Consider the following 21,067-nt stretch of genomic DNA (forward strand, 5'->3'; position numbering starts at 1 on the left):
GTGAAAGAAACCGATATTTTAAAGAAAAAGTTAAATACAAGCGTTGAAGGACTAATAGAAATGGCAAGGAAACAGGATCCTTTTTTTCTCGCTCGCTTCAATGAAGTTTTTCCTGGTTTTTATGATACCCTTAAAACTAAATTTCCGCAGTTAAATTTAAAAGATTTTAGGTTTTGTGCTTTAATAAGATTGAATCTTACTAATCAAGAAATTGTAGAATTTGAAAATATCTCTTCAAGAACAGTAGAAAACAAAAAATATAGAATGAAAAAGAAATTAAATTTATCTGCTGAAGATGACCTTTATGATTGGATTCAAAATTTATCAGAATGATTAATTTACAATATTCTAATTGTTGACTCGATTATACAATTCTAAACCTCAATCTATTATAATTCAAGTTTCAAAAAACGATGGCTAGACCAGCCCAATTCATATTATAATGTCAAAAAACGATTAGATGAAAAACAAACTTTTATATACTCCCGATGAAGTTCAAGCTATTTTAAAGAAGGCAATTGAAGCCACCTCAAGAGGTGTCATGGATTTTATAAATAATGAAAAAGTAATTGTTGATCAATTTTTCAATATTGAAGTTTCTGGAGCCATATTGGTAAATAAAACTACTTCTAAAAAAAAGTAACGGACTACATAAATGAAGAGTTGGGAAAAGTCGGAATTAATGGGAATAATCAATCTTAAATCTCAAAAACGATAAAAACAGAATAATTTATTAAAATAAAGAAATTCTATATTTTCGCAGTAATATTTAAAACAGAATATGAAAACAACGATTATAGAATGTGAAAAAAAAATAACAATAAAAGATATTCAGCAACTTGAAGAAAACCTTCATATTGAAATGCCGGAAAATCTTAAAAAATTATATTTAAAATACAACGGTGGAATCATTGATATTAATGATCAATCCTATAATTTCGACAGTATAAAGCATGGAATATCTACCATTGAAGAATCTATTGACAGCTTACAGATTACAGAGCAACATATCTCCAAAGAATATCTTCCTTTTGCTACTTCGCCTGTAGGACATTTTGTTTGTATTTATACTGCTTCTGATAAAAAGAAAGGGCAAATTTTCCTTTTTAGATATGATGAATTAGAACCGATTTTTTATAACAACTCCTTGGAAGAATTTCTTAATGTAGACTCAATAGATGACTTGTAAACTTACTCACAGCCATTCAGTTGATAAATATTTATGTAAGTCATCTGAATAAAATTCTTAAAAAACGATGAAAATTACAGAAAAATTAATAGAAAGTTTTTGTTCAGATCTGAAAAAAGAATTAGAAAACATGCCTTCTAATAGTAAAAGATTCAGTAAAACAATAATTGGGATTGCACACGATTCAATATATGAAAGATATTTCACTGCTGATGTGAAAATTGATAGGGCTAATAATATTTCAATATATAATATAAAATGCCACATGCTTGATAACGATGGTTTACCATATTTTCCAGATTTTAAAATAGATTCGTTCGATTTAATTAGGAAATGTAAACCTATATTAAAAGAAAAAAGAATAGGGCAGGTTTACGGTCTGGGTGGTAAGTGTTAGATAAACCAATTACAAAAAAGATGAAAATATTTTTTTATTAAACATGAAAACCCCTGGAGATTCCTGAGGTTTTTCATTAAAGCCATAAATAGTATTATTATAAATTGTAAAAATAGAATTTTATAACATTAAAGTTTCCGTGATAAGGAAATATCCCTATGCTTATTGAAAAAGATTGACCTTTTGGCCAGTCTTTTCTTCATTATTTCAACTTTTCTAATATTGATGGAAGTTTTTCTTCAGTAACAATACCAATCACTTCTTTAACTTTACCATCACGACCAATAATAAGAGACATTGGATATCTTTGAATAGTTAGATATTCCTTTAATTCCTTCCCAGAATCAGTTATCTGATCAAAATTATATGAATGTTTTGAAGTAAATGATTTGACTTTTGCAGCATCATCATAAGTGATACCAATAAAATTGGAACTTGGTAATGATTGTTGAATTTTATTTAAAACAGGAATTTCTTGTATACATGGAGCACAAGCTGAAAACCAAAAATTAATAAGACTTGTTTTTCCTTCTAAATAATTTGCCGGATAAGGTTTTCCATCTTTATTTTTAAAATTTTCGATAGGGAAATGTACATCGAGTTTAGATTCCATATCTGGAAAAGTTCTTAATACTTTCCCTTGTGCCATTATTAAAATGGTGTTGATAATCAGAATAAATACAAGTAATTTTTTCATATTATTTTTTTTTCTAATATATAAATATTTTTATATATATTAGCGATTCATATCACACTATAATGAAATTAAGTATACTGCTAACCCTTTACTCATGCCTTCTATTAGCGCAAGGACAACGCTTTATATATAATTATACATTTGCCAACGATTCATTGAATTTACAGAATAAACAAAACGAATTTGTAGCTTTAGATGTATCTAAAAACGGCTCCATATTTTATAGTCAGAAAGTAAATGAAATTGATTCTACTTTCAAATTAAGAGATCCAAAGGCTGGCTCCCCAAAATTTTTGGGTTATCCATATAGAGATGTACTTTTCCATGAAGTTATACTGGATAAAAAAAATTCAAGTCCACAGCTTTATTATATGGGAGGACCTACAAGGAACTATTACGAAATTCAATTAGATGAACCTATTAATTGGAAAATATTACCCGACACCAAAAAAATTGAAATTTATAATGTCCAGAAGGCAGAAGCTATAATTAACAGCAGAAAGTGGGAAGTATGGTTTACTAAAGATATACCTATTCCTACAGGTCCCTATATTTTTTCGGGTTTACCTGGTTTAATAGTAAGTGCACGCGATATAAAAGGATCTCATATTTTTGAATTGGTAAGTGTACATAAGCTAAAGGAAGTTGACCTTGACTATTTACCGATGTTTCAGAATAAACAAATGCCAAGCAATAATACAAAAGTTACACTTAACAAAAAGGAGTTTAAGAAACTATTGATTAATAATGACGATCAATTTATCAACAATGTTATTCCAAGTAATAATTCACAAGAAGAAGTGGTATCGTCTAAGTTTTATGATACTTCAGGAAATGAAATGTCAAAGGCGGACTATTTGAGGAGCCAGCAAGAGAAACGTAGAGCTATACTTAAACGGAATAATAATAAGCTTATAAATGACTTTAAAAAATAAAAAATAGGAGTTACTGAAAATCCTTAAAAGAGTAGGGAAAACTAAATATTTTTATAATGAAAACAATCAAAGAATTTCAAGAAGAAAATGAGTTACATCTTGAAAAAGAAACAATGGATGGTATCTATGGGGGTAAATTACCTGGTGGTACTTCAAGAAGAGAAGATTTTTGTACAGGAGCAAACAACGGGGATAGCGAAGTTACCTACTATGGTGATGATGGAACGCTAATTTCTATCGATGGTACTAGAGAAGATGGAAGCACATATCACTATCCTTAATAGTTTTTGATGGTTCTCATTTTTTCTAATAAAAATGATTTTACAACCAATCTTGTACAAGATTGGTTGTACTATTATGGAAAGAAATCTGTTCGCATCAATGATAGTGCCCAAGGTGTAAAATATGATTTAAATGGTGTTAGTATAATCGGTAATAATGGTGAAGAAATAGAAATAAATGCTGTAGATTCTTGTTGGTATAGAAAGGGAAGAATTCTTAAATCTCCGGCTATTCATGATCCAATATCAATTAACGAATACCAGGTTATAAAAGAGCATATAGAATTTCTGTTAAGTGCAAAAAATACAATTGGAAATTTGAGAAGTGACAATATGATTAACAAGTTAATTGTATTGAATATTGCAAAAAGTGTTGGCCTTACCATTCCTAATACTTATGTTCTGGATAATAAAAAAGATCTTAATGATCTTTTATCATCAAATCCTGAGAAAAAATTTATTATTAAGATGAAAACGGAAACCTGTATGTTTCATTTCGAAGATACCGCGGGGATTATTTATACCAATAATCTGATCAAAGAAGATCTTAAAAAATTTCCGTCAGTTTTTTTGCCAACATTAGTGCAGGAAAAAATTGATAAGTATTTCGAAATACGTACTTTTTATTTAGAAGGTGAAACCTGGTCTATGGCTATATTCTCACAAAATGATGAACAAACTAAAGATGATTATCGAAAATATAATTTTAATAAACCAAATAGAAACACACCATTTAAAATCCCTGCAATATTAGAATATAAACTTTCTAATCTTATGGCAGAATTAAACCTTCAAACAGGTTCCATAGATTGGATTTTGTCAAAAGATGGACAGTTCTATTTTCTTGAAATAAATCCTACAGGACAATTTTCGAATCTCTCTATGACTTGTAATTACCCCTTAGAAAAGATAATAGCAGAAAAACTATGAAATTGATAGAATTTAAAAATAGCATACAAAAAAAACCTTCAGATTATTCTTTACCGATGTTCTTTCTTGAAGAACAGCCCACATCTTCTGGAAACCGAAAACTTATTGTCAGTAAATTTTACAATGGATTTATAATTGTGAATACTTTCCATAAAAATATTCATAGGATAATATGATGCATTTCAAACTATTTCCAAATTGTAAGATAGTTCTTGGCAGTAAGAATGCTGTACTATATGACTTAGATAGAGAGAAAATAGAAATGGTTCCTTTAGACTTTGCTAGCCTTCTATTAGAACTCGATGCGGGTCATACATTGACAGAGGTAAAATCTTTATATAATATTGAAGAGCAAGCAATAATTGATATTAACCTGAAATATTTTTGTGATAATGAATTTGGCATATTTTGTTCAAAAGAACTTTTTGACTGCTTCCCAAAAATGTCATTGGATTTTTCACAACCTTCCGAAGTTACAAATGCTATTATTGAATTAAAAATAAGTGCCATATTTTATCTTAATCAATACCTAACACAGCTTGAAGATCTAGGTTGCTTTTATGTTTCTATCATTATGTATGAGAAGCTTAATGAAAAACTTTTTATTGATATATTTAACCAAATACCATCTGAGCGAATTAAATCAGTTGAATTGATTTCTGTTTGGAATGAAGACATTTCAGATGATTTGTTTTCAAGAATAACACCTTTTGCACAACAGGTAACAAAACTTATTTTTACAGCATCTCCTTTTGATAAGACTGAATCATGGAATAGAGAGAGAAATATTCTTTTCTATCGCCAGTTTACTAAAGAGGCTATAAAAAATTTCTCGCATTGCGGAAAGGTAGGAACTAAATATTTCAACCCTAATTTATCTAATTTTTTGGAATCAGTGAACCATAATTCCTGCTTAAATAAAAAAGTATCTATTGACATAAATGGAAATATTAAGAATTGCCCTGCTTTTTTCGAAAACTTTGGAAATGTAAAAAATCAGACTTTAAAAGAAGCTATTTCTCAACAAAGTTTTAAAAAGTATTGGAATCTAACCAAAGATCATATTACAGTTTGCAAGGATTGTGAGTTTAGATATGTTTGTACTGACTGTAGGGCATTTACAGAAAATAATATGGAACTTAATAATGGCATAGACGTATCAAAGCCTCTTAAGTGTGGTTATAATCCATATACAGGAGTGTGGGAAGAATGGAGTATAAACCCATTGAAAAATATAGATTTGCGAAACAATGAAAATTCATCACTTAATTAATCTCAAGAAACGATATGAACAATGAACAAAAAATAATCCGGCTTTCCGGCAGTTTAAATACACGTGATCTTGGAGGCTTACAATCTAGTGACGGGAGAATGATAAAATATGGTGCCCTTTATCGAAGCTCACAGCTCAATTATCTCACAGAGCAAGATGTTGAGATATTAAAAAGACTAAATATTCGTACTATAGTAGATTTCCGTGCATTAAAAGAAGCCGAAGAATTACCGGACAAGCTTCCTTTAAATGTAAAAGTAGTGAACGTACCCATCTTAGGAAATAAGATTGATAAAAGTAAAATTGCAGAATATGTGAAATATAATGATTTACCCATCACTATGGAAGACGAAGTAGCCACTTGGAAATACGGACCATTTCAACGGATGCTATACCTTGTCAATAGTTATCGGAATCCTGATTACATAGAGGTTGTAAAGCAGTACAGAACATTTTTTCAACTGATTTCTAAACAACCGATCGAAGAAGCTCTGCTTTATCATTGTACCGGAGGCAGAGATCGGACAGGATTAGCAACTGTATTTTTGTTAAATATGTTAGATATTCCAATGGATAAAATCAAAGAAAACTACTTACAATCTAATCTGTTTTTACAACCAGACAGAGGAAACCCGAATTCTGAAGAATTTAAAAAATTTATTTTTTCAAATGTTTATATCCAGCCTATCGACAATATTCATTTTAAAAAAGTGGCAGAAGAATTTGGTACGACAACCCAAAAAATTTATGATGCATTAAAGCTGAAACCCGAATATATTAATCAAATTTTAGGAAATATTATTAAAAGATATGGTTCACTTCCCAATTTTTATGAAAGCGAATTCGGGATTGGTGAATATGAAACCAAAATGTTAAGAGAAAAACATTTAGAATGAAAATTTAGATAAAAAATACAATGAGTGCTTTAGATTATTATTTACCAATAGAAGAACTTTCTGAACTTTCTCTTTCAGAATTTAAAAAAAGTAAAAATGTTGGACCTAAAATAATCTGGGAATTAAAAGCGATATGTTGTTATGCTCAAGTAAGATAAAAAAACTAATTTCAAAAAACGATACAAATGAAGAAATTAAGAACATGATAGTGAAAAAGTAATATTTACGCAAATAGACTGCGTAGCATGGAAGTATTTTTGAATTAAAATTGTAATTAATCGATCTAATATTAAATGACAGACAAAGAGAAAATTGAAATACTTTCTGAATTTTTTTCAACTGATTTACCAACTATCAAAAATCATTTCTAAAAGTGATGGCATTTTTTCAATCTCTTGATCTGTAAATTCACGTGCAACAGAAAAATCAATATCAATAGAGCCCCTATTGGTTATTTCGTAAGCAAGATGTAAAGCATTTCCGCCTTTTAATACCAAGGAATGCATTAATGTTTCATCAGACATTAATGCTCTTAAAGTTAACATCTTGATTTTATCTATATCCATAATTTATATGCTAAACACTAATATATAAAAATGAAATGTTATGTTCTAATTATCTTTTAAATACTGGTAATTGTTATTCAAAGTTTCATTGCCATTTAATAGATAAATTTAATTTTTTAGAACGAAATCAGGTAAACTGGATTTAGGGTTAAAAAATTTGATTAATATTAAAAATATATTGATTTCTGAATCATCAATTGGAAAAAAATTGAAATTAAGTAATAATAGGTTTTACTGTTCTTGAATTTTAAATAATTCGGCAAATAATTCATATTTCTGTGATATATTAAAGACTTAGATGTAACAAGAGAATTGGTGTATATCTTGATTTTTATTTCACAAATAATATAATTTATTTTTAACATTCATCATGATGAATGTTATTTTTTGTTACTTTTAATCACTGAATTTGAATATATTAATAATTAAAATTAGTGAATTTTAATAAATACTAATGCCTTTAAAATGTCAATATGAGGGGGTTGTTTTAAGGGAATTAGAAGAATCGAATTTCGCTAAGTAAAATTGATATTATACGTCAGCTTTTGTCGCTTGTAGGATGGATCTTTACAAAAAGTTAATTACTTATAATCATTAATTATAATAGTCATAAAATACAAACATAATGAAAACGAAATTATTTTCTTTATTCTCCTTATTAATAGGATTTTTGGGATTCTCCCAAACTGAAGTTTACTTTAATTATGATCCGGCAGGAAACCAGATATACCGAGGTCCTGATTCCTTTTCAAAAACAAAGGATGCTTCAGAATCTAAAGCTACTCATTTAGATGAGCCCAATATACTAGCTATGGATGAAAAGACTTTTTGGAAACAAATAAGATTATACCCAGTACCAGTAAGTGATATTTTAACAATTGATTGGACAGAAAAGGTCGATGGAATTATCGAATCTGTTTCTCTCTATCAACATAGTACAGTACACTGGAAATTTCAGCAACAGAATATACCAGATATGAATAAACAGCTCAAAATTAATATGTCATCCTATGAATGGGGCGCGTATATCCTTCAATTTACATTAAAAGATGGAAGGGTACTAAGTAAAAACATAACCAAAAGATAAAAACACAGCTATGAAATCTTACAATAAGAAAATAAAATTATTTTCATCATTTCTATTATCTCTTTTTTCCATATTAGGATTTTCTCAAGCAGCCTTTCACGACACAAAAGGAAATATTGAGGTAACAGGTGCAGGACAGCTTAATTATAATTTATCTATCGAGGTTCCACCAGGAATAAAAAGTGTGTCGCCAAAAATATCCCTCGTGTATACCAGTGGATCAGGAAATGGAGTTGCTGGCTATGGATGGAATATTTCAGGAATAACTTCTATTTCAAGATTGGGGAAAACAATTGAAAATGACGGAGAACTTCGAGGAGTTCAACTTGATGAATCAGATTATTATAGTTTTAATGGACAAAGGCTTATTTTAAAATCCGGGGAGTATGGTAAGGATGGTGCAGAATATGTAACGGAAAAATATTCCAATGTCAAAATAAAGTCTTTAGGAGCAATAAGCGGTCAAAGCTGGAAAGGCCCTGAGTATTGGGAAATTAATTTTGAGGACGGTTCCCAGGCTTGGTATGGTGGAACAACAACAGGAACAAATCAAGCAAGAACACCCATAGAATATAATATTGTAAAATGGAAGGATGCTCAAGGTAACTATATTTCTTATACTTACAGTCAGCTCCCTTCAAAAAATGTAGCTGTAATATCTACTATTTCATGGGGAGGAAATGAAGTATTAAACACTCCTGCTATTAATCAGATCACTTTCAATTATACAAGTAGGGTTTTAGCTGAACAAAATTATATAAATGGAGTTTCACTAATTCAGGACAGAATTCTGGATAATATCATAGTAACAACCAATAATAAACCATATAAAAAGTATATCATAGAATATACTAAGAATGGTACTAATTATGACTTGGTTAATAAAATTACAGAATATAATTCTAGTGGAATTGCTGCCAATCCGGTAATATTTTCTTATCCAAACTTAGTTTCTTCAGAAATAGATTATACAGGAGTACTTCCTACTAACAGTGACTCTTTTGACAACATTAGATTGACTGGTGATTTTAATGGGGATTCTTATGTGGACTTTATAATGAACAATGGTACTATAAAATTAGGGGCGTTTAATGATGCATATCAGGAGATTTCAACAGGTAAAACATTTAGTATAGATGCTAAAGTAGTTGCCACTTTATTAGATGAACAGGGACAAATATATAATGGAAACGGAATTGTGCAATTTGAAGAAGGGAAGGTTGTAGGTTATATTTTTAGAAATAACACCTTTGTTAAGGTATTTGAAAAATTGGTTTATGACACCTCTAACTGCAACTATCAATCAAATGGTGCAGGATGTACCACCTCGGTGGTATTAAATGAAGGAGATTTTAATGGAGATGGAATTTCAGATGTTTTTGTAACTTTAAAGCAACGGCTTTGCCAGTTCGTACCAGATCCAAACTGTGTTCCTCCAGATTCTAAAGATACTGCAAAAAATCCTGATCCCTGTACTGTACTCCAATGCACAAATTATGATATAGGAAACTTTATTGTAGATTTAAAAAATAAAAATAATCTGGTATCTACTTATACTCTTGATCAAGGACTCAATGAAAGTTCTTACGGTGATCAAAAATATCTGGATATAGATGGCGATGGAAAAGTTGATATTATCAACGTTTCAAATAGTGCATATACAGTATTTGAGTTTATAAAAGCTGCTACTGGCCAATACATAAAAAAAATAAGATTTACAGGCAATCTGGCTGAAACCAAAGCTTCCGAATTTCCAGTGCTTTTTGGAGATTTCAATGGGGACGGGAACCTTGATTTTACTATTCCAGTTACAGATAATCAGGATGCTGATAATTGGAGGTTGTATATGGGAACCGAAAAAGGATTTCAAAATACTTTAAAATCCAATTTTCTTAAATATAGAAAACCTGCCCAAGTTTCGCCTTTAGCTTTAATAGACCACTATTTTTATTCAGTTTCTGATATAAACAAAGACGGCAAATCAGATATTGTATTTATTTACTCTAAAAATAAGGTTGTTTCTGTTGGCAGTAGTGGAAATGCTCTGTGGAGAAGTTTACAATATGAGGTAAAAACCATGCAGGCAAATGGAGGAGTTGATTTCATCCCTGGATTTTCTACAACAAGTCCATCATACACTGTTGGGGGAGCTGAATATGGATTGTTTCAGCCTTTGACAAGTATTATTAAATCCAACAATAATTATTACGATATCTTTATTTTCAAAGCGACAAGAGTACATAAATATAAAACTCAGACCTCTTTAGCAGAGTTGTCGAGAATAAGTTCAATTAATCAAGGTGATGTTATAACATCGGTAGAATATAAAGAACTTAATCCTACTACTAACCCTTATTTTTATAATAAAACTAAAAAAGAAATCTATCCTTACTTTTCTTTGGAACGGGCGGATAGATCATATGCTGTATCACAACTTATACAAGCGGGAAAAAAACAGGATTTCAGATACCGGGGAATGACAGGCCAGCTTATAGGAAAAGGAGTTATTGGGTATCATCAATCAGCACGTAGTTCATGGTATGCTGACGGGATTAATAGCACCAAGATATGGTCTGGAGTAGAAATTGACCCGCTTAAAGATGGTCTTCCTGCTAAACAGTGGAGTATCAGGACTAATGATGAGTCTAAAATATTTCCAACGAATCTTTCGGTAAATAATACTGAGCTACTGAGCTTTTCATCCACTGCCTACCAACAAGATTACCTCTTAAATGGTGTACTTACAACAACCCCTATTTCAAGCACAGATAAACCTAAGGTTGTAACAGTAATACTCCCTAAAACAACGGTTAATAAAAATTTCCTGAAGGGAATTGTTATTTCTTCATCTACTACTTATGGTGACTATTATCTTCCTTCACAAAGTGTTTCCAATACAAATAGTGGATATGGAACAGTTACATCAAATTTTGTATATGTCCATAACCCATCGGGAGTGGGCTCGAATTATTATATAGGACGCCCAAAGACCAAAACAGATATTGTCAAGGCATATGGAGATACAAAATCTGGCAAAGAAGAATATGTTTTTCAAGATAATCTATTAAAAACATTAAAAACATGGAACAGGGACAATACAGGATATTTACTTGAAACATATGGTTATGATGGTTTTGGAAATATAACATCAAAAGTTATAACCAATAGTATAGATTCCGGGACTCAAAGCACAACAACTAAATATGAATCTTCCGGCAGATTTATAGAGAAAAGTACTGATAATTTAGGATTGGTAACTAGTTATATTTATAATGATAATGGCCAGATAACTTCCCAAACCGATCCTTGGGGTAATATTTTGACTAATACCTATGATAATTGGGGAAAATTACTAACCTCTAATACAAACTTACAAGGTACAACTTCGTATGTATATGAAAGAGATAATAATTCTAATATTACCATTATTCAAAATGATTCCGATGGAAGCATTTCAAAAAAATTTGTTAATAAGTTAGGACAGGAATATAAAATAACAACCAAAGCTTTCGGCCAGGGGCAATACATTTCTAAAGAAACTCAATACGATGCCCTAGGAAGAAAAATAAAAGAAAGTGAACCTTACTTTGAAGGTCAAAATGCCAGTGGATGGAATACCATTACCTATGATGACTCTGTATTTCCAGCTAAGATAACAGCTACTTCATTTAATGGTAAGAAAATTGAGACTAGTATTTCAGGCAATATAACCACCGTTAAAGAGCTCAATGGATATGCTCGAATTACTTCTAAAACTTCAGATGCTTTAGGTAATGTCGTCTCCAGTACTGATAAAGGAGGAACTATTCAATTTAATTATAATGCTGCGGGAGAGCAGATAAAGGCTCAATATGCTGAAAATATAGTGACCACAAAGTATGATCTTTGGGGAAGGAAATCTGAGTTTAATGACCCTTCTAATGGAACATACAAATATGAGTATGATGGATTGGGGAAGACTAAAAAGGTTATAAGCCCTAAAGGGACTAAAGAATACACCTATAATACCAAAGGGCTTTTAAGTTCTCAAAAAGAAATTTCTACCTCTGATGTGGGACTTAGTACGAACAAAACGATCTCTTTCCTTTATGATACTAAAGGGAAGCTAACCTCTAAATCTGGAACTTCAAATGGACAGGGCTATAGTTTAAGCTTTTCCTATTCTCCCCAGGGAAGACTTATATCTTCTTCTGAAAATAGTAATGGTAAAAACTTTATACAAAAAAATATTACTTATGATGACAAGGGAAGGGTAAACTGGTATGATAAGGAGCTTCATTCTTCAGGGATGATCACTAAGGTACGTATTGAAAACGTTTATAGTCCTTGGAACGGGGAGATGTACCAAGTTAAAAATAAAATGGATGGGAAGGTTCTTTGGGAACTTGGGGAAACTAATGCTAAAGACCAGGTTTTAATTGCGAAATTAGGTGCTGCCAATATAAATAACACTTATGATACCAATGGTTTTTTAAAAACCACCAATCATTCCACAACCTTAAAACCTGGGATTCTTCAAATATCCTATTCTTTTGATGCCATTAAAAATGAGCTTAAAACAAGGACTACAGGTGGAGACTTTAATATTGTAGAATCATTTGACTATGATGATAATAATAGGCTTATTAATTGGACGGATCCTGTTACAGGTATAAAACCTACTAATAACAGAAACACTTATGACAATAAGGGAAGGATCCTAAGCAATGACCAGGTGGGAGCCATCAAGTTTGAAAATACAGCAAAGGTTTACCAACCTACCGGAATGACATTAAATGCTGCAGGAACCCAAAACTATAATAATGACCTAATACAAAGTATCTCTTACAATGAGAATAACGACCCGGTGTTTATTGATGGAGAAAAAGGAGATGTAGCATTTCAGTATGGCCTTACAGCTATGAGGCAAAAGATGACTTATGGAGGTAATTTTAGCCAAGATACAGATGGTAAATTCACCAGGTCTTACAGTGAAAATGGAAATTTTGAAGTTACCAAAGATAATATCTCCGGAAAGGAAAAACATATTATATATATTGGAGGTACTCCTTATGAAAGTAATATTATATATATCAAAGATTTTGATGAAGCAGGAGGTTCCTTTAAATTCTTGCATAAGGATTATTTAGGAAGTATATTAGCTATATCGGATGAAGCGGGAAATAAACTGGAACAGAGGCATTTTGATGCCTGGGGGAGCTTGACCCACTTAAAGATTGGTAATGCTGCCACACTAACAGATATGAATATCAAACAGTATTTATCTCAGAAAAATTTACTTCTAGATAGAGGATATACTGGACATGAGTATCTTTCAGAGGTTGGAATCATCCATATGAATGGCAGGCTGTATGATCCTTTATTACGTAGGTTCTTAAATGCAGATGAAAATATCCAGGATCCTTATAACACCCAGAATTATAATAAGTATGGGTATGTAATGAATAACCCTTTGATGTTCAATGATCCAAGTGGGGAATATTGGGAAGCAGGTTTTTTCCTGGCTTGGATAGCTCCTATTATTTGGGGAGCCGTAGTGGGAACGATTATAAGTGCAGGATTTTATGGCCTTCAGGCATTAATGAACAACTCCTGGTCATGGGGTGGATTTGCAAAGTCAATATTACTGGGCGCAGTTACGGGAGCGGTATCAGCAGGAGCGGGACTTATTTTTAGCCCTTCAGGATTTTGGGGAAGTATAGCCACTGGTGCAATAAGTGGATCAGCTAGTGGGGGAGTAGTATCTCTTATCAATGGAACAAATTTCCTGGAAGGGCTTGCTAAAGGAGCTGTAATTGGTGGCGCAGTAGCTGGAATAATGAATGGAATAACCTGGGCTGTAAATAAATATTGTAATTCATATGAGTACAGCATCAATGAAATGGTGGCTACTGACAGTAACACAGTGGATGGAGCCACAGATGCAGATTTTTCTATTGATACTGTTATGAAAGTGGACAAGGCAAGATATAATGGTCAGTTTATAAGAGGATCTTATAAACTTGTTGATTCATCAAGTGATCTAAGTAATAATTTAAGAAATAATGGATATTCTTACGATAACAATACCGATCTAATAATAAATGGAAATAAACAACAGGTGATGGGAGTTACGGAAAAGGTTACACATAATAATAAAGTCGTTTGGCAGAGAATTTACTTACCTAAGGGAACATTTATAAGTTTAGAACAACTGGACTTAACTATGGGACATGAAATTTTCCACTCTATTTTAAATAATGCAGGACTGTATGATCAGATAGGAGGCAGTTTAAATGCCAAAGATTCTGTACATGAGTATTTTATTTCAAGATGGGAGGAGCAATATGTAAAATTCAGAGGTTGGCAGAAATTGAATTTACAAATAGGAGGTTTTAATAGTGCAGTTGTAGGGGATAATACTTTAGATGCATTAAGGAACAAAATAAAACCTATTTTTAATAATTATTTAAAAAGTACTTTAAAATGAAAAATGTCATTATAATCTTTGTTGTAATCTTTATTTCTTTTTCTTGTAGTGAGAAGAAAAAAGATGATTTTAAGTTAGATTACATTAAAAATAAGAATAATATATATCTTAATTATGAAAACAATACTAATAAAGATATTATATTTTTAGCACCTAATATTCTTGATTTTGGAGATGAAAATTTTAAAGATTTTAATACTCGGGGAAATATGGAAGGTTTTTTTCCTATAGCAGTCTATGCTATAATAGAGCCTAATCAGTCATATCAATTTTATCAAAAAAAATTGGATAGTATCAGAAATAAAGATTTATTAGAAAGAGGAATCAATGATGATCTATTTAAGGAAGTCAAGCCTGGTGAAGGTAATTCTGTTTTTTATTTAAAAAAAAATGAAAAAATAAAAGTAAAATACAATTTAACTATTAAACCTCTTACATTAAAAAGAACTTATTCTTCGAAGTTTAAACAAAATTATTATCCCTATGATAAACTTAAACAAGAAAATGCACGCTATTCCGAAGCAAGAAATCTACGTAATTTTTCAAAACTCAATTTCGGTAAAGCAAAATTTGTTTTACAACCTGTAATTGAGGATAGCTTATTTCTAAGAATATCAGACAAAGATGCTACAAATTAATAATTGAAACTATGAAAAAACTAATCTTAGGATTTGCATTTGCAGGAAGCCTTTTTATCAATGCACAGGAAAAGACTAAATCACTTTCCCGGATTACATTTGGAGTTAAAGCTGGATTTAATGCTTCCACTTTAACAGAGAATAACGTTGAATATGAAAATGATCAAAAGTTCAAAATAGGGATTAATGCAGGAGGTTTTGTTAATATTCCAATAGCTGAGAAATTCAGTGTTCAGCCTGAAGTGCTTTTCAGTCAGGGAGGCTCTAAAACAAAAGATATTTTTAAATATTATTCGGACAATTATAGTTTTAAACAGGAATATGATTATAAAATGACATTAAATTATATTGTTCTTCCTTTAATGTTACAATATAATATTCTTCCCAAATTTTATGTAGAAGCAGGCCCTGAATTCGGATTATTACTAGGCGGTAAATCAAAAGGCAATGGGACTTATACACAAACTTCCGGAAATAATACTACAACCAGTACTCAAGAATTTTCTAACAAGCTTATAATGGATCTTTATAATAGATTTAATTTTGGAATTGGTGTAGGAGCAGGATATTATTTTACAAATAATTTCGGGATAACAGCCAGATTTACTGCTGGGATTACCGATATTTTAAAAAATAATTCAGGAGACTCGTTTAGGAATAATGCATTGCAGATAGGTGTAGCCTACAAATTCAAATAAAATGGAAACTACTTCAGAAAGTTTAAAAAATGGATCAAGGATAAAATCTCTTAAACCAAACACCATTAAATTAACAAGATGGAAACTATTGCCGAATTAGTCGATTACCTACAAAATCTTGGATATACATTCAGACAATCGGAGTCTGGTTCTTTTTATTGCAATGAAAGAAGGATTAGAGTTTCTAATCATTTTAGTAAATATGTTGAAAAGATGGAACAAACATTTGGAGATACTGATGCTATTGATTTTGTTTTTCACCTTGATACAAAATATACTGTTGAAGATGTCGAAAAAAGATTAAATAAAACTTTATGGTTTTCCAAACTAAAGCAGGGTGTTAGTATTCAGCACTCTTTATTTGAAAGAGTAGGGAAAATAGTTTACATTTCTCATAATGAAGAGAAAGAATTTGTCACAGTAAGTAAGGAAAATGGAGAAATTGTAAATTATGATTTTTACAAAATAAGAATTCTTTAAAAATAATCTTAACAATCCATCAGCAAGGGAGGATATTTAATTTGGGGAAAATAAAATATTATGAATTTAATTGATTTGATAGCTAAGATTAATGAAATAGATGAAGATCTTATAATTTTTCTAAAAGATATAGAAGATTATAAATCAGACATTATACTTTCTTATGCTGAAGATGGAGATAATGGAATTAACGAAGAAAATGGTGACAAATATTTTTATCTCTTAGAGGTTTTTTTAGCAAAAGAATTTATAGCTGATTGGGTTGAAAGTTTAGATTATTCACCCTCAACAGAAGAGATTGCACAAAGATTATATGAATATGGAATAAATGATGCATAAATAAATTATCATTACCATTAATAAGCCTTTATCAATTGATAAAGGCTTATTATTTATGACTAAAGTCAATTTTGATGAATTATTTTACTACAGTTTTATACTTAATATATTCTTACAATTCATAAATGACCTAAATTTGTACTGGAATGTAGGTGCATACATTAGCAAAAAAGTTGAAATAAGTGAATGGGGACAGTCTGTTGTAAAAGAATTATCAGAATTTATTATTAAAACGGAACCTGAAATAAAAGGTTTTTCAGATAAAAACCTTTGGAGAATGAAACAGTTTTATGAAACATATAAAAATTCTCCAAAACTCTCACCACTGGTGAGAGAAATTAGCTGGAGCCACAATATGGTTATTTTTTCTCGATGTAAAACACCGGAAGAACGAGAATTTTATCTTAAAAAAACAAAACTGGAGAGTTATAGTAAAAGAGAGTTAGAACGGCAGATTACAGCAAGCTTATTTGAAAGAGCAATGATAAGTAAATCAAAAGTCTCACCGGTGTTGAGAGAAATAAATTCAGAACATAGTACTGTTTTTAAAGATACTTACATCTTTGATTTCTTAAACTTGCCTGATAAACACTCTGAGAATGATTTGAAAAAAGGTCTGATAAAACAAATGAAAGATTTTATTCTTGAAATAGGCAAGGATTTTCTTTTTATGGGAGAAGAGTATAAGGTACAAGTCGGCTCTTCGGACTTTTATATCGATCTGCTTTTGTATCATCGAGGACTACAGTGCTTAGTAGCTTTTGAACTTAAAGCAGATAAATTTAAACCGGAACATTTAGGGCAGCTTAATTTTTATCTTGAAGCACTTGATCGAGATGTCAAAAAAGGACATGAGAATCCAAGTATAGTAATTTTGTTGTGTAAAGATAAAGATAATGAGGTTGTTGAATATGCTTTAAGTAGAAGCCTTTCACCAACGATGGTTTCGGAATATAAAACTCAACTTCCAGATAAAAAAATACTTCAACAAAAATTACATGACTTATTTGGAGATTAATTCTAGAAAATAATATTATCATGTATTATGAAATATTAAATTGTATTATACATTATAATTTTTAGCTTTATGAAACCTCTAAATATACTAGAGAATAAATACTTAAATGAAGTTCTCAAGAACTATTCCTTAGATAACCTTTTGGATGAACAATGGAGTCCAATTGAAGGCTTTGAAAATTATGAAATTTCTAATTACGGAAGAGTAAAAAGTTTAAGAAGAATTTCACATATTTCATTTGAAAGAGAGCATTGGATTTCAGAAAAAATTAAAAAATTAATTATTACAAAACAGTATAATAATTATCTAAAAACAAATATTTATAATATACAATGTGGCTTATCTTTGAACGGCAGGAAATACACCAGATCCGTTGCTCGCTTAGTATATTATCATTTTGTTGAAAAATTTGATATCAAGGATAGATCTTTTATTATTTCCTATAAAGATAATAACGTATTTAATAAGCATTGTAATAATTTAGAAAAAATTTCGGTCAAGGATAAACGCCTTACCACTTTTCGACAGAATCGGGCAAAAAACGCACATGTTGATTACATGAGACCTGTTAATCAATATACTGTTGAAGGTGATTTCATTGCTAGTTATGAAAGTATATATGATGTAGAAAAAAAATTAGGCATTTCTTGTGAAGGCATTTTGGATGTAGTGAATAAAAAAATTTTAACTTCCGGAACATTTAGATGGTTTTTACAAGATAGTCCTCCTCAAAAAAAGGATTTTTGTATGGTTCAAAATTCAGATCATGTGAATGGTATATTTAACAACTATCTTTGGCAGAGACTTGATATGCCTATAATCGATAAAAACAATCCTCCTCCTTGTCTTAATTTGGATATTAAAGATCTTCCCGGAGAGTTCTGGGTTCCTGTACCAATTCCTGGATTTGAGTCTCGGTTTGTTATATCTAATAAAGGAAGATTAAAGCGATTAAGCTCATGGATTTCAAATAAAAAGCTTGTTTTTTTACAGGAGAAAATATTATTCCAAAGATTAATAGTTAATGGTAAAAAATCAATTTCTCTATCATGCACTTTAAGTAATGAAGGAAAATATGTTCGCATTATAATAAGTAAATTACTCTACTATTGTTTTGTAGATAAATTTGATTTATCAAATAGAAATTTAATGGTAGTTAATGAAAGTAATCCTCAATGGGAGATAGATATATCAAAGCTTACACTACATTCCGCTAATTATGTACTCAAAAAAAGATAATGCTAAATTTATGTCCGGGAGGATATGCCACTTTTATTTTAACTAATTATTTTTCATTCCTGGAGAAAGATCTGCAGCTGATATAATTCGTTAAAAATGGAAGGTTATTTTAGTTCGTTAAATCATGCCGGTTCCTGGTGATATCCTTCGCTTCCGGAATCATTTTAACGAAGTATTTTTTTGTCAGCAGTCCAGGATCCTGATGCCGGGACAAAGACCTCTCAGGATCACATTCCTGTCCGCTGAGTGGAATTTATATTTAATATGTGGCGATCCCAGGGTAACAAGCTTAAGTATGACATTTTTGTTCCGTCACTTCCCCAATGATAAGAACTTACCTTAGTTTGCTCAACAGAGGTCTTGTCGATTTCCTGATGCAAATTTGAAATATTTTTTTCTTAAACTTTCTTTCCTGTATTTTTTTGGGAATCCATTTTTTTGCAAAAAAATAAACCCACCACAAAAAAACTACACCGACTCCCGGCGGATTCTCCGCTCCAATTTTTAGCCTAAAACATTTCACGAGACATTGGCATAGAAAAGTCGAAACCTCAGTTGTACGAAGCAAACAGCAGGAGTTCTTTGAAATCATCGGAAAAACAACAAACAAAAACGAAACTTATTTTATGCTTTTTACCCAGGGCTCCTGCCACTTCAGAGAAAGTCAAGTGTCCTCGATACCAAAGCATACAACTCAAATTTAAATAACATTTTAAATAATATAACTACTAACTAATAAATATAATATTATGATCAATTATGGCAATTTTTAATACAAATTTTTATCCAACTCCTGAAAATTTAATAAGAAAACTTTTAGAACCTTATAAAATCACTGGAAAATATGAATACAAAGACAATTTTATAATTAATGGTAACGTCTTAGAACCAAGCGCAGGAAAAGGAGACATAACAAAATTTATTGAAGATAAAACTAGATCTAAAATTTATTGTATAGAATTAGAACCAGAGCTTCAACAAATTTTACGTGCTGAAGGATTCCATGTTATACACAGTGATTTTCTAAATTATGAAAAGGATATGTATTTCGATTTTATAATTATGAATCCACCTTTTGATAGTGGAGACCTACATTTATTAAAAGCTATTGAAATTGCTTCAAAAACTAAAATAGCATGTATTCTGAATGCTGAGACAATAAAAAATCAATTTTCGGAAAGTAGAAAAAGATTAGCATTTTTCCTTCAAAAATATAATGCAAAAATTGAGTTTGTAGAAAATGCTTTTGTTGATGCTGAAAGAAAAACAAATGTAGAAGTTGCATTAATTTGGCTTGAGATCAATAAAAAAGATAATTTTTTTGATTTTGAGTACGTTAAAGAAAACGAAATTTCTTCAGATTTTAATTATGATTTTGCAGAGTTTGAAGTACAAAAAAATGATTAATATTATATTATTAGTAAATGCGGAAAAAAAGGTTAAAACCTTTAATAATAGAGTTTATGCGTTTGATCAAGGGAAATCCGGTGGGGGTATCACTGTTAGGAACTTTCACTGGGGTATTATTGTTAGGAACATTAAGTGGGGTATTATAATTTTAGCTCAATACATTTATCAACAAACCATTTTAAATAATCGTCTCCAACTACATCTGCTTTAAGTCTACTTTTAGTTATCACATTAATTTTTTCATATCCATGTTCTTCAAATTTAGTTTTAATATAGACTAAATGTTTATCAATTAATTTGCGCTTTTTCTTAATGTATTTTAATGCGTTACTGGCTTTATATTCATCATTAGACGGATATTCTATGAAAACTGTATTTTTAGTTTCATATAAAGAAAAGTTGATGCTATCTTTCTGAATAGAAAAGCCGAAGGAAATGTTTCCGATCTCATTCAATTTTTTCTTAATTGAAGATAAAAAAAATTCAAGTTTTGACTTTTTATTATAATGATCAGCAAGCGCTAAT

Annotated in this window: 22 protein-coding genes; 19 read left to right on the forward strand and 3 right to left on the reverse strand. The window is 30.5% G+C overall.

Features of this window, described 5'->3' with window-relative positions; all coding sequences use genetic code 11:
- From PFY10_19945 to PFY10_19960, 4 genes are all read left to right on the forward strand, one after another.
- Window positions 1-333 (forward strand): LuxR C-terminal-related transcriptional regulator, encoded by a 333-nt coding sequence (locus PFY10_19945; protein ID WBV56462.1) that lies wholly within the window; start codon window positions 1-3, stop codon window positions 331-333.
- Window positions 334-460: 127 nt separating this feature from the next.
- Window positions 461-643 (forward strand): hypothetical protein, encoded by a 183-nt coding sequence (locus PFY10_19950; GenBank protein ID WBV56463.1) that lies wholly within the window; start codon window positions 461-463, stop codon window positions 641-643.
- A gap of 138 nt (window positions 644-781) precedes the next feature.
- Window positions 782-1,189 (forward strand): SMI1/KNR4 family protein, encoded by a 408-nt coding sequence (locus tag PFY10_19955; protein ID WBV56464.1) that lies wholly within the window; start codon window positions 782-784, stop codon window positions 1,187-1,189.
- A gap of 67 nt (window positions 1,190-1,256) precedes the next feature.
- Window positions 1,257-1,586 carry a hypothetical protein gene (locus tag PFY10_19960; protein ID WBV56465.1) on the forward strand — a complete coding sequence of 110 codons (330 nt, stop codon included), beginning with the start codon at window positions 1,257-1,259 and terminating at the stop codon, window positions 1,584-1,586.
- Between the two features lie 202 nt (window positions 1,587-1,788).
- Here the strand turns inward: PFY10_19960 and PFY10_19965 are convergent, their stop codons facing one another.
- Window positions 1,789-2,283 (reverse strand): TlpA disulfide reductase family protein, encoded by a 495-nt coding sequence (locus PFY10_19965; GenBank protein ID WBV56466.1) that lies wholly within the window; start codon window positions 2,281-2,283, stop codon window positions 1,789-1,791.
- Window positions 2,284-2,345: 62 nt separating this feature from the next.
- Here PFY10_19965 and PFY10_19970 point away from each other — a divergent pair, with 62 nt between their 5' ends.
- From PFY10_19970 to PFY10_19995, 6 genes are all read left to right on the forward strand, one after another.
- The gene (locus PFY10_19970; protein ID WBV56467.1) at window positions 2,346-3,218 is read left to right on the forward strand and encodes a GLPGLI family protein; all 873 of its coding nucleotides are present in this window, start codon (window positions 2,346-2,348) and stop codon (window positions 3,216-3,218) included.
- A gap of 56 nt (window positions 3,219-3,274) precedes the next feature.
- Entirely contained in the window at window positions 3,275-3,499 is a 225-nt protein-coding gene (locus PFY10_19975) for a hypothetical protein (protein WBV56468.1), read from the forward strand.
- A 9-nt stretch (window positions 3,500-3,508) separates the two neighbouring features.
- Window positions 3,509-4,429, forward strand: a complete 921-nt coding sequence (gwsG, locus tag PFY10_19980) for a grasp-with-spasm system ATP-grasp peptide maturase (protein ID WBV56469.1) — start codon at window positions 3,509-3,511, stop codon at window positions 4,427-4,429.
- A 172-nt stretch (window positions 4,430-4,601) separates the two neighbouring features.
- Entirely contained in the window at window positions 4,602-5,702 is a 1,101-nt protein-coding gene (gene gwsS, locus PFY10_19985) for a grasp-with-spasm system SPASM domain peptide maturase (protein ID WBV56470.1), read from the forward strand.
- 14 nt (window positions 5,703-5,716) lie between these two features.
- Window positions 5,717-6,598: a tyrosine-protein phosphatase gene (locus PFY10_19990; GenBank protein ID WBV56471.1), complete on the forward strand. Its 882-nt coding sequence runs from the start codon at window positions 5,717-5,719 to the stop codon at window positions 6,596-6,598.
- Window positions 6,599-6,618: 20 nt separating this feature from the next.
- On the forward strand, window positions 6,619-6,756 hold the full coding sequence (locus tag PFY10_19995; GenBank protein WBV56472.1) for a hypothetical protein: 138 nt from the start codon (window positions 6,619-6,621) through the stop codon (window positions 6,754-6,756).
- 186 nt (window positions 6,757-6,942) lie between these two features.
- Here PFY10_19995 and PFY10_20000 read toward each other — a convergent pair whose 3' ends face one another.
- Window positions 6,943-7,164 (reverse strand): nucleotidyl transferase AbiEii/AbiGii toxin family protein, encoded by a 222-nt coding sequence (locus tag PFY10_20000; protein ID WBV56473.1) that lies wholly within the window; start codon window positions 7,162-7,164, stop codon window positions 6,943-6,945.
- Between the two features lie 625 nt (window positions 7,165-7,789).
- On the opposite strand from PFY10_20000, the gene PFY10_20005 reads away from it, so the two are divergent.
- The 9 genes from PFY10_20005 to PFY10_20045 all read left to right on the forward strand — a co-directional run bounded on the left by PFY10_20005 (window position 7,790) and on the right by PFY10_20045 (window position 20,539).
- Window positions 7,790-8,251: a hypothetical protein gene (locus PFY10_20005; GenBank protein WBV56474.1), complete on the forward strand. Its 462-nt coding sequence runs from the start codon at window positions 7,790-7,792 to the stop codon at window positions 8,249-8,251.
- Between the two features lie 10 nt (window positions 8,252-8,261).
- Window positions 8,262-14,720 carry an FG-GAP-like repeat-containing protein gene (locus tag PFY10_20010; GenBank protein WBV56475.1) on the forward strand — a complete coding sequence of 2,153 codons (6,459 nt, stop codon included), beginning with the start codon at window positions 8,262-8,264 and terminating at the stop codon, window positions 14,718-14,720.
- Window positions 14,717-15,358, forward strand: coding sequence for a hypothetical protein (locus tag PFY10_20015; protein ID WBV56476.1), 642 nt, complete (start codon window positions 14,717-14,719; stop codon window positions 15,356-15,358). The genes PFY10_20010 and PFY10_20015 overlap by 4 nt, the downstream gene beginning before the upstream one ends.
- A gap of 11 nt (window positions 15,359-15,369) precedes the next feature.
- On the forward strand, window positions 15,370-16,056 hold the full coding sequence (locus PFY10_20020; GenBank protein ID WBV56477.1) for a porin family protein: 687 nt from the start codon (window positions 15,370-15,372) through the stop codon (window positions 16,054-16,056).
- A 78-nt stretch (window positions 16,057-16,134) separates the two neighbouring features.
- Complete coding sequence (locus PFY10_20025; GenBank protein WBV56478.1) at window positions 16,135-16,536, forward strand: hypothetical protein; 402 nt, start codon at window positions 16,135-16,137, stop codon at window positions 16,534-16,536.
- 60 nt (window positions 16,537-16,596) lie between these two features.
- Window positions 16,597-16,875, forward strand: coding sequence for a hypothetical protein (locus PFY10_20030; GenBank protein ID WBV56479.1), 279 nt, complete (start codon window positions 16,597-16,599; stop codon window positions 16,873-16,875).
- Window positions 16,876-16,930: 55 nt separating this feature from the next.
- Entirely contained in the window at window positions 16,931-17,893 is a 963-nt protein-coding gene (locus PFY10_20035) for a PDDEXK nuclease domain-containing protein (GenBank protein WBV56480.1), read from the forward strand.
- 69 nt (window positions 17,894-17,962) lie between these two features.
- The gene (locus PFY10_20040) at window positions 17,963-19,132 is read left to right on the forward strand and encodes an NUMOD4 domain-containing protein (protein WBV56481.1); all 1,170 of its coding nucleotides are present in this window, start codon (window positions 17,963-17,965) and stop codon (window positions 19,130-19,132) included.
- Window positions 19,133-19,891: 759 nt separating this feature from the next.
- On the forward strand, window positions 19,892-20,539 hold the full coding sequence (locus PFY10_20045) for a methyltransferase (protein WBV56482.1): 648 nt from the start codon (window positions 19,892-19,894) through the stop codon (window positions 20,537-20,539).
- 143 nt (window positions 20,540-20,682) lie between these two features.
- Here PFY10_20045 and PFY10_20050 read toward each other — a convergent pair whose 3' ends face one another.
- Window positions 20,683-20,997, reverse strand: coding sequence for a hypothetical protein (locus tag PFY10_20050; protein WBV56483.1), 315 nt, complete (start codon window positions 20,995-20,997; stop codon window positions 20,683-20,685).
- Window positions 20,998-21,067: the final 70 nt, after the last annotated feature.

This window comes from Chryseobacterium daecheongense (genome assembly GCA_027920525.1).
Lineage (GTDB): Bacteria > Bacteroidota > Bacteroidia > Flavobacteriales > Weeksellaceae > Chryseobacterium > Chryseobacterium proteolyticum.

Bases quoted from the DNA above. Each gene is read 5' to 3' on its own strand.
- PFY10_19950 (WBV56463.1), top strand. From the start codon at position 461: ATGAAAAACAAACTTTTATATACTCCCGATGAAGTTCAAGCTATTTTA.
- PFY10_19955 (WBV56464.1), top strand. From the start codon at position 782: ATGAAAACAACGATTATAGAATGTGAAAAAAAAATAACAATAAAAGAT.
- PFY10_19960 (WBV56465.1), top strand. From the start codon at position 1,257: ATGAAAATTACAGAAAAATTAATAGAAAGTTTTTGTTCAGATCTGAAA.
- PFY10_19965 (WBV56466.1), bottom strand. From the start codon at position 2,283: ATGAAAAAATTACTTGTATTTATTCTGATTATCAACACCATTTTAATA.
- PFY10_19970 (WBV56467.1), top strand. From the start codon at position 2,346: ATGAAATTAAGTATACTGCTAACCCTTTACTCATGCCTTCTATTAGCG.
- PFY10_19975 (WBV56468.1), top strand. From the start codon at position 3,275: ATGAAAACAATCAAAGAATTTCAAGAAGAAAATGAGTTACATCTTGAA.
- gwsG (WBV56469.1), top strand. From the start codon at position 3,509: ATGGTTCTCATTTTTTCTAATAAAAATGATTTTACAACCAATCTTGTA.
- gwsS (WBV56470.1), top strand. From the start codon at position 4,602: ATGATGCATTTCAAACTATTTCCAAATTGTAAGATAGTTCTTGGCAGT.
- PFY10_19990 (WBV56471.1), top strand. From the start codon at position 5,717: ATGAACAATGAACAAAAAATAATCCGGCTTTCCGGCAGTTTAAATACA.
- PFY10_19995 (WBV56472.1), top strand. From the start codon at position 6,619: ATGAGTGCTTTAGATTATTATTTACCAATAGAAGAACTTTCTGAACTT.
- PFY10_20000 (WBV56473.1), bottom strand. From the start codon at position 7,164: ATGGATATAGATAAAATCAAGATGTTAACTTTAAGAGCATTAATGTCT.
- PFY10_20005 (WBV56474.1), top strand. From the start codon at position 7,790: ATGAAAACGAAATTATTTTCTTTATTCTCCTTATTAATAGGATTTTTG.
- PFY10_20010 (WBV56475.1), top strand. From the start codon at position 8,262: ATGAAATCTTACAATAAGAAAATAAAATTATTTTCATCATTTCTATTA.
- PFY10_20015 (WBV56476.1), top strand. From the start codon at position 14,717: ATGAAAAATGTCATTATAATCTTTGTTGTAATCTTTATTTCTTTTTCT.
- PFY10_20020 (WBV56477.1), top strand. From the start codon at position 15,370: ATGAAAAAACTAATCTTAGGATTTGCATTTGCAGGAAGCCTTTTTATC.
- PFY10_20025 (WBV56478.1), top strand. From the start codon at position 16,135: ATGGAAACTATTGCCGAATTAGTCGATTACCTACAAAATCTTGGATAT.
- PFY10_20030 (WBV56479.1), top strand. From the start codon at position 16,597: ATGAATTTAATTGATTTGATAGCTAAGATTAATGAAATAGATGAAGAT.
- PFY10_20035 (WBV56480.1), top strand. From the start codon at position 16,931: ATGACTAAAGTCAATTTTGATGAATTATTTTACTACAGTTTTATACTT.
- PFY10_20040 (WBV56481.1), top strand. From the start codon at position 17,963: ATGAAACCTCTAAATATACTAGAGAATAAATACTTAAATGAAGTTCTC.
- PFY10_20045 (WBV56482.1), top strand. From the start codon at position 19,892: ATGGCAATTTTTAATACAAATTTTTATCCAACTCCTGAAAATTTAATA.